At 68.9% G+C, this 8,672-nt stretch carries 8 protein-coding genes and 1 pseudogene; 4 read left to right on the forward strand and 5 right to left on the reverse strand.

Annotated features, from left to right (window positions below):
• Positions 1-36: 36 nt before the first annotated feature.
• From ACFYTE_RS41935 to ACFYTE_RS41955, 5 genes are all read right to left on the reverse strand, one after another.
• The gene (locus ACFYTE_RS41935) at positions 37-426 is read right to left on the reverse strand and encodes a DUF6415 family natural product biosynthesis protein (protein ID WP_388722516.1); all 390 of its coding nucleotides are present in this window, start codon (positions 424-426) and stop codon (positions 37-39) included.
• A 379-nt stretch (positions 427-805) separates the two neighbouring features.
• A complete protein-coding gene (locus ACFYTE_RS41940) occupies positions 806-970 on the reverse strand; it encodes a hypothetical protein (RefSeq protein WP_388722518.1) in 165 nt (54 codons plus the stop codon).
• The gene (locus tag ACFYTE_RS41945) at positions 960-1,847 is read right to left on the reverse strand and encodes a methyltransferase domain-containing protein (protein ID WP_388722522.1); all 888 of its coding nucleotides are present in this window, start codon (positions 1,845-1,847) and stop codon (positions 960-962) included. Before ACFYTE_RS41945 ends, ACFYTE_RS41940 begins: the two co-directional genes overlap by 11 nt.
• Positions 1,848-2,159: 312 nt before the next feature.
• Positions 2,160-2,846 carry a hypothetical protein gene (locus ACFYTE_RS41950; protein ID WP_388722524.1) on the reverse strand — a complete coding sequence of 229 codons (687 nt, stop codon included), beginning with the start codon at positions 2,844-2,846 and terminating at the stop codon, positions 2,160-2,162.
• A gap of 21 nt (positions 2,847-2,867) precedes the next feature.
• Positions 2,868-3,299, reverse strand: a complete 432-nt coding sequence (locus ACFYTE_RS41955; RefSeq protein ID WP_388722526.1) for an ATP-binding protein — start codon at positions 3,297-3,299, stop codon at positions 2,868-2,870.
• 200 nt (positions 3,300-3,499) lie between these two features.
• On the opposite strand from ACFYTE_RS41955, the gene ACFYTE_RS41960 reads away from it, so the two are divergent.
• From ACFYTE_RS41960 to ACFYTE_RS41975, 4 genes and pseudogenes are all read left to right on the forward strand, one after another.
• Positions 3,500-4,678 carry a helix-turn-helix domain-containing protein gene (locus ACFYTE_RS41960; RefSeq protein WP_388722528.1) on the forward strand — a complete coding sequence of 393 codons (1,179 nt, stop codon included), beginning with the start codon at positions 3,500-3,502 and terminating at the stop codon, positions 4,676-4,678.
• A 654-nt stretch (positions 4,679-5,332) separates the two neighbouring features.
• The gene (locus ACFYTE_RS41965; RefSeq protein ID WP_388722530.1) at positions 5,333-7,138 is read left to right on the forward strand and encodes a 3-hydroxyacyl-CoA dehydrogenase family protein; all 1,806 of its coding nucleotides are present in this window, start codon (positions 5,333-5,335) and stop codon (positions 7,136-7,138) included.
• 154 nt (positions 7,139-7,292) lie between these two features.
• Complete coding sequence (locus tag ACFYTE_RS41970; protein WP_388722532.1) at positions 7,293-8,111, forward strand: TetR family transcriptional regulator; 819 nt, start codon at positions 7,293-7,295, stop codon at positions 8,109-8,111.
• A gap of 421 nt (positions 8,112-8,532) precedes the next feature.
• Positions 8,533-8,672: pseudogene (locus tag ACFYTE_RS41975) on the forward strand (crotonyl-CoA carboxylase/reductase); the annotation flags it as partial.

An 8,672-nucleotide genomic window follows, 5' to 3' on the forward strand; every position in this document is an offset into this window, starting at 1 on the left:
CCGCCGCTGCCTCAAGCGCTACCTCGCCCGACGCCTCTACCGCCACCTCAACGCCGCCGCGGCTGAGTTGGGGGTTGACGGGACATAGAAGCTTCTGTGAGTCTGTTGGGCGGCTGGTCCGGGACCGGCTGGCAGCCTCTTGGCACCCACGGCGCGTGCCTGCTGGATCAGGCAGTCAGCTGCCGGGTCCTTGTCGCTGGCTTCGGCGGCGACGGCGATGTTCACGAGCTGCGCCAAGTGGTCGCCGAGCAAGTCAGCGAGGTAACCGACGTTCTCCTCCGCCGGCACGACGTTGTCCAGCACCTCACCGACATCGTCGAGGAGCGCATCTCCGTCGAAGGGGCGCCACCTGCGGACGCTCTCCAGGACCGTCGCCAGCTCCGTAGCGTCCAGGGGTGGCGTCCAGCCCGGGTCAGAAACGGTCATCGGTACCTCCTGCCGGCCGGGTGTGACGAGGTGCAGCCACGATGGGCTCTTTTCGGGGTGAAGGCCCTGGCGGCCGGGGCCGGATCCTCCCCGGCCGCAGGGTTCGCAACCGTGCTCGTCGGCGTCCTGGGGCAACTCCTGCCGACGAGCACGGGGTCTCAGGGGGTAATGCCGAGCCGGGCCATGAGTGTGGCGTGCGGCGTCGGCTCGGGACCGAGCTGCGCCGGCACCTCGCGGAGTGGCCATGCCGGACGAGCCGGTCACTCGCCGTCGGTCGGACCCGGTTCGACCACGCTGGCGTAGCGGGGAATACGGCGCAGGCGGTGTTCCGGTTCGTCGCGCGGAACGCGCGTGTGACCGGCACACCTCGTTGCATACGTCAGGCGGCCTCCGCAGCGTGCAGCTCGGCCATCAGCGCACCGAATGAGAGCACACCGTAGATGCTCAGCCCCTCCTTCTGGTCTTCCATTGTGGTCTGCGGACCAGCAGGCAGCCCAACGCATGACGCATCGTTGATCGCGGCGGTCTGGCCGTCACGAGCCATGAGCGCCCGGACTCGGCTCCTCCACGGAGGGAGTGGGGGCGGGGTTGTCAGGAGCGTCCAGCCACACCTTGCAGACGGGTCCTCCGCGAGTTGTGAGACCAAATCGTTCGAACGAGGGCTTGTCCTGGGCTTCCCACCACGAGTAGGCGGCCTCCAGCTCGTCCCACAGTCTCCGCGGCCCGGCCTGAGCGATCTGGAACGTGGTCCGGGACTTCAGATAGTCGGCAGTGGCCCAGCTTGTGACGCCCGTGTCGAAGAGCCACATCCGGTAGGCCCCCTCCTCGCCGTAGGTGATGCGCAGGAAGAGGTCCGGGACCTGGACACCGATCGCGAACATGACGATCCAGTCACCAACGTCGTCCGGTGACAGGCCCGTGGTCGACAGGTCCGCCTCGGCGGGCCAGGTCTGTGGGTCGACGAAGCGTTCGGTAACCGGCAAGCGTCTACGTTGCTGACGCATCCGCATAAACGCGGAGGAGCCGACGAAGCGGCCTTCCGCGCGGCCGGTTTCGTCGATCACGAGTCGTACGACGCCCTCGCCACCATAGGCGGGGCCCCATGGGGCCACGATGACGGCGCCGGGGTGGGCCTGGCCGATCCACTGGGACGGGATCACCTGGACGGAGGCCGTCGCGATAATCCTGTCGTAGGGGGATCCTTTGCCGTAGCCGATCGTGCCATCGCCGACGACGACGCGGGGAGTGTAGCCGGCGGCGTTGAGGCGGGCGCGTGCTTCGGCGGCAAGCGCCTTGTCGACCTCGACGGTCACCACATTCTCGTCGCCGACAAGGTGGGACAGCAACGCCGCGTTCCACCCGGTGCCGGTGCCGATCTCCAGGACACGATGCCCCGAGCGCACGTCGAGGGCGTCGAGCATCGAGAAGACCATGGTCGGCATGGAACTCGACGAGGAGGCGATGCGCCCCCTGTTGAGGCCCGTGTAAGCCCCGTCGTCCCACTGCGATGGGCGCGTCACGGTAGACCGCGTCCCACCACAGATCCGGCGTCTCCGCGCGCAGGACCCGGTCGTCCTGGCGGTTCTGGCCGGCGTGGCCGGGCCAGATGGCGTCCGGGACGAACCGGTCACGGGGTACGGCGTGGAACGCTGCCAGCCAGTCCGACGTCAGCACTTTCTTCGCCATGAGTTCGGCTGCCAACCGCTCCGGGCCTGCGGCCTGTGCGATCTGACTCATCGTCCGTCCGCCGGTCCCTGTCCGTCGTTGGTGTTGCCGCCCTCGTCGGAGCCGCCTCCGCCGTGCTTGTTGCCGGAGTCGCTGTCGTCCTGGGGGTTACCGCCGTCTGCGGCTTCCAGAATCCACCGAGCACGCACGCTGGTCCTCCTCTGGTCTTGAACTGATAATCGTCTGGTCGTACGGACCCATCGAACCCGCTCCAGTCCAGTCGGGAGGCGCTGAGCCTGAGCGGGTGCTTTGCCGCGGTCCTGTGAGGGCCGAGTGCCGAGCGGGCCGAGCGTGGCCCGCCTGAGCCGGTCCCGTCCACGCTCGGGGCCGGTGCGTGGAATCTGTTCCCCTTCCAGCAAGAGACGGGCATCGTCGAACATGCGGTACGGCTCCCGCTGGTTGACGTGCCAGCCCCAGATGCCTTCAACGGCAAGCAGGCGCTCTGCGAGGTCACAGGTCGTCCACGCCATTCGCCGTGCGAGTCCCAGGGCCTGCCAGTAGCCGCCAGATACCCCTTCGCTGATCACGTTCAGGGCATCAGCTTCCGGGCGTTGTTCTCCGAGAACCTGGTCCAGGGCATCGAAGATGGCCGCCAAGTCCAGTGGCTCCCAGTCGCGCACCTTCTCAAGGAATGCGCCAAGTTGTTCAGAGGTGAGCGGCTGCCACCTGGGTATGGGCAGAGCAGTGAGGGACATCCAGGACTCCTGTTGGCGGTGCTACCTGCTCTTGTCTGCGGCCGGCACCTGTACCTCAGCCCAGGTGACCTTGCCCCAGCCGTGCAGGTCGTAGCCCCACCGCCAGCACACCGCATCGACCAGGAACAGCCCTCGTCCGCGCTCAGCCGTCTCGGCTGTGGTTCTGAGGTGGGGTGAGGCGTGGGATCCGTCGGCGACTCCGATCCGGACGATGGATCCCTGTCGCAGCTCGACGACGACCTTCGCCCAGGCGCACGCGGTGTGGTTGATGCTGTTGGTCAGCAGCTCCGAGACAACCAGCTCCGCAACGTCGGCACTGTCCGGTACTCCCCAGGTGCGCAAAACCTCAGCAACGAGGCGCCGAGCAGGCTGCACAGACTTTGGGTTGCAAGGCAGGTCCGACGTGTAGCCGGGGGCACCGGTCGCATTCGGTATCGCCATGATGGTGCTCACGGAGTCGTCTCCCCCAGCACATACCGCCGTCTTCGCCATGCCAGTCCTCAGCTCGCCGACCGTCGTCATCGTCCGTCGTTTGCCGTGTGTAACCAGTCAACTGCGGCTCAACCAAGATCAGTTCACACAAACCTTGCACAATGGGCCGCCGCCAAGGTTCAGTTGATGCTGCGCGGCCCTTGACATGGAAGAGTGAGCCTATGGAGAGCACGCCCACCGCCGGCGAGAACATCGGCGTCCTACGCAAAGCGCGCGGCGTGGGTCAGGCCAAACTCGCGCGCCAGATGGGGATCACCGTTTCGTATCTGAGCAAGGTCGAGACCGGTATCCGCCCTGCCACGCCGGTAATCGTCGCGGGTGCGGCCAAGGCCCTGCACGTCACCACGGCCCGGATCTACGGACAGCCATTCAGCGATCCGTCCGAGCAGGCCGATCTTTTGAACGAGCTTCGCGGAGCCGTTCGCCGACACACTCTTCCGAAAGAGGACACGCCGCAGCAGGACGAACTGGCCACCGGTCTGAAGCGAGCCGCGCGGCTCCGGGCAGACACGAAGTACCTCGAACTCCTCCGGGATCTGCCCAAACTGCTCGGGCAGGCGACCGCGACGGCACTGGATTCCGACGGCGACGCGGTCGCCTGGGGACAGGTGTCCGACCTCTACGGCTGCGCGTACGCCGTCGCGCATCGCCTTGCCCAGCCCGACCTCGCGGACATGATCGTCTCGCGGCAGCAGTGGGCAGCGCAGCGCACATGGAACCCTGCGGCGGAAGCCGCAGCAGCTTGGAACGAGGCCGGCACCTACCAGAGCGCCGGACAGTACGACGACGGCCTCGCGATCGTCGAGCGCGCGATCAGCCACTTCGAGGGTGCTCGAACCAACGGCCCCGAGTCGATGATCGTGCTGGGCTCGTTGCACTTGCGCGGAGTGGTGCTTGCCTCCCGCCATCGGGACAAGAACGCTACGGAAATACACCTGCGACATGCTAAGCAGCTGGCTTCTCAGCTCACGGCCGATCAGCTAGTGCACAATCTGACATTCGGGGAGGGCAACACCGCTCTGTACGAGCTAGCCGCGCACATCGAACTGGACCAGCCGAACAAGGCCGTTGAGATGGCGACGCCGCTCGCCGATCAGCCTCCGGCCGGGCTGAAGCCCAACCGGGTCGGGCGGTTCTTCATCGACTTGTCCCGGGCCCGTCTGGCTACGAAAGACCTCGATGGCGCAGAAGACGCGCTGAAGCAGGCGTTCAAGGTGTCGCCGCAGATGGCGGAGATCCATCCGATGAGCCGCGAAGTGCTCCGCGTCTTGTTCGTCATGCACCAGCGCACACGCCCGGATCTGATACTGATGGCCAAGCGCACCGGTTTAGCCACGTAGATCCAGTAGCGCGCCCTACCGCTTGTGTGGGCCGCTACTGCTTTCCGCCAGAACCGATCAGGCATCAACACTCGCAGTCCTCAGCCCTTGGCCGATAGGGTTCCCATCGAGCCGATCCAACAGATCATGGGCGGAGCCGAGAACGTCGGGCCGCTTCGTCCCGATGGCCGTGGCGCCCTTGGAATGCGCGTGGGTTCCATGAGCCCCTTCATCTGGTCCGGGCACGTCCCCGGCGCCTCTTCGAGGCAGCCGCCGTCCGTGTCGAACTTGGTCACCGCGTCCTGGAATGCAGTGGACGCGGCCTCCACGGTCACCGTCTTCGACCGGGGGCTGGCGCGCTCGTTACTCACCGGTTAAGCTCAGACGAGCGAGTTACCCACTCGCGCCCGCTCGCGACGGTTTGGTGACGCAGCCGTCGTGGGCGTCGGTCGGTTCGGTACCCCCGTGTACCGCAGTACGGCCCGGCTTCGGGACAGAGCCGGTCGGTCTCAGCCGCTCCCCCGGGCGCGTCCGCCCGCGGCGACGGCGCTGGGCGTGTGCGCCCGCAGCCCGCAGCCCGACATCACCCGCACTCCCCTCCGCACCCGATGCGCCCTCCCGGGACGCCGGGGGCGGGTCCCCTGTCGTCACCTCATTCATTTCTGGAGTCCCGCGATGGCCACTCCCCTGTCCGACACCTCTCTGTCCCGGCTCGCCACCATCGCCGTCGTCGGCCTGGGCACCATGGGCACCGGCATCGCCGAGGTCCTTGCGAAGGCCGGCCGCCATGTCGTCGGCATCGACGTCAGCGAGGCCGCAGCCGCCGGCGCCCGCGCCGCCCTGGAGGCCGCCACCGCGCGCGCCGTGCTGCGCGGGCGGCTGACCGAGCCGGAGCGGGCTGACGTCCTCGCCCGGGTCCGCACCTCCACCGACCTGCGGGCCGCGGCCGACGCGGACCTCGTCATCGAGGTGGTCCCGGAGTCGTACGAGATCAAGCAGCAGGTCTTCCGCGAACTGGACGGCATCGTGCGGCCGGAGACGATCCTGGCGACGGGCACCAACGCGCTGTCGGTGACCCGGCTGGCCGCCGACTCGGCCCGCCCGGAGCGCGTGCTCGGCCTGCACTTCTTCAATCCGGCGCCCGCGATGCGGCTCGTCGAGGTCGTCTCGTCCGTGCTGACGGCGCCGCAGGCCGTCGCCGCGGTCACGGACCTCGCGGTCGAACTGGGCAAGGAGCCGGTCGCGGTCGGCGACCGTCCGGGGTTCGTCGCGGACGGCCTGCTGTTCGGCTACCTCAACCAGGCGGCCGCGATGTACGAGGCGAAGTACGCCTCCCGCGAGGACATCGACGCCGCGATGCGGCTCGGCTGCGGGCTGCCGATGGGCCCGCTGGTCCTGCTCGACCTCATCGGCATCGACACCGCGCGCACCGTCCTGGAAGCCATGTACGCCGCCTCCCGCGACCGGTTGCACGCCCCCGCGCCGATCCTGAAGCAGCTCAGCGAGGCGGGCCTGACCGGCCGCAAGTCGGGCCGGGGCTTCTACACGTACGAGGCTCCGGGCAGCGCCACGGTGGTGCGGGACGCGCTGACCCCGCTGGAGGGCGCCTTCCTCACTCCGGGCCGCCCGGTCCGCTCGGTCGGTGTCGCCGGTTCGGGGACCATGGCCTCGGGCATCGCCGAGGTGTTCGCCAAGGCCGGGTACGACGTGATCCTCGCCGCCCGTGGCGAGGAGAAGGCGCGGGCCGCCAGAGCCCGGATCGGCGCGTCGCTCTCCCGCTCCGTCGACAAGGGGCGGCTGACGGCCGAGGCCGCGGCCCGGACCCTGGACCGGATCACCCCGGCGGGTTCCTGCGACGCCTTCGCCGATGTCGACCTGGCCATCGAGGCGGTCGCCGAGGACCTGGAGGTCAAGCGGCAGCTGTTCGCGACGCTGGACAAGGTCTGCAGGCCGGGCGCGGTCCTCGCCACCACGACCTCGTCGCTGCCCGTGATCGCCTGCGCCCGCGCCACCTCGCGCCCGCAGGACGTGATCGGGATGCACTTCTTCAACCCGGCGCCGGCCATGAAGCTGGTCGAGGTGGTGCGCACCGTGCTCACGGCGGACGACGTCCACGCGACGGCACGCGAGGTCTGCGCCACCGTCAGAAAGCACCCGGTGGACTGCGGCGACCGGGCCGGCTTCATCGTCAACGCCCTGCTCTTCCCGTACCTCAACAACGCGATCAAGATGGTGCAGGAGCACTACGCCTCCCTGGACGACATCGACGCGGCGATGAGGCTGGGCGGCGGCTATCCGATGGGTCCCTTCGAGCTGCTGGACGTGGTCGGGCTCGATGTCTCCCTGGCGATCGAGAAGGTGCTGCACCGCGAGTTCCGCGACCCGGGGCTGGCCCCGGCCCCGCTGCTGGAGCATCTGGTGGCCGCGGGCTGCCTCGGCCGCAAGACCGGCCGCGGCTTCCGCGAGTATGCCCGCCGCTGAGCACCCCGGCGACGGGTTCACCGGGCGCGGCGGGAGGGCCGGGGCCGACGCCTGGGGCGGACTGCTCGGCCCGGCCGCACCACCCCCGCCCGGCAGGGGCGGGGGAAGACCCGGTCATGCGCGCCAAGCTGCGCACATGCAGTACGTTCGGGGCATGTCCCAGCCCGCCAAGTCCTCACGTACACCGGCTACGCCCGACGCTCCGGAGCGTGCCACCGGCTCCCGTGCCGCCGCCCAGCGGCTCAAGATGCGCCGGGAACTGGCGGCCGCAGCGATGGAGTTGTTCGCGACCAAGGGGTACGAGGCGACCACCGTCGATGAGATCGCGGCCGCGGCCGGGGTCGCCCGCCGCACCTTCTTCCGGCACTTCCGCTCCAAGGAAGAGGCGATCTTCCCCGACCACGACGACACGCTGGTCCGGGCGGAGGCCGTGCTCAACGCGGCCCCCGCGCACGAGCATCCGCTCGACACCGTGTGCCGCGGCATCAAGGAGGTCATGCGGATGTACGCGGCGCAGCCGGAGATCTCGGTCGCCCGCTACCGGCTCACCCGCGAGGTGCCCACCCTGCGCGAGGCGGAGATCGCGTCGGTGGCCCGCTACGAGCGCCTGTTCACCCGCTATCTCCTCGGCCACTTCGACGAGCACGCGCACGACGACGACGCCAACGACGACCCGCTGCTGGCGGAGGTCGCCGCGTCGGCCGTGGTCACCGCCCACAACCATGTGCTCAGGCGCTGGCTGCGGGCCGAGGGCCAGGGCGATGTCGAGGCCCAGCTGGACCACGCCTTCGCGATCGTCCGGAAGACGTTCGGCACCGGGATCGGGGTCGGCCGCGGCACCGCGTCCCGGCCCGCCTCAGCCGCTCCCGCGGCCCTGTCCACGCAGGGGGAGGTGCTGGTGACGGTGGCCCGCACCGACGCCCCGCTGGACGAGGTCATGCGCACCATCGAGCAGGCACTCAAGGATCGCTGATCCGCAGCATCCCCCAGGAGAACGGCCACCCGCGAGGGTGGCCGTTCTGCCATGTATGGGCCCCATTTCGAGCAGATTTCACGGCCGGTTCGATCGATCATCGCTCATCTGTTAGGTAAAGGTTTCATTTGAGAGCAGATTTTGGCACTCAGTGCCTTGTCGTCTGACACGCGGTGTCATACGGTGAAGATGTCCGGGCGGCCGGAGTGCGACGACCGTACGCACACCGGCTGTCCCCGCAAGCCCCCGGCTCGCGCGCCCGGACGCCTGCGTCACAGGCAACCTCCCGCGCCACAAAGCGCTGCCGAAGCACCACCCCGCCGAACCGACGGCACCTCTCCACCCCATCCGCAGCAGCACCGACGCATCCCTCAGCGCCCCGCCCTCAAGGGCGTTCACCGCAGGAGGCAACACCGTGACCGTGAAGGACATCCTGGCCGCGATCCAGTCGTCGGACGCCACGTCCGCCGACTTCGCCGCCCTGCCGCTGCCCGAGTCGTACCGCGCGATCACCGTGCACAAGGACGAGACCGACATGTTCGACGGGCTCGCCACCCGCGA

The sequence above is a fragment of the Streptomyces sp. NPDC004629 genome, assembly GCF_042873595.1.
Lineage (GTDB): Bacteria > Actinomycetota > Actinomycetes > Streptomycetales > Streptomycetaceae > Streptomyces.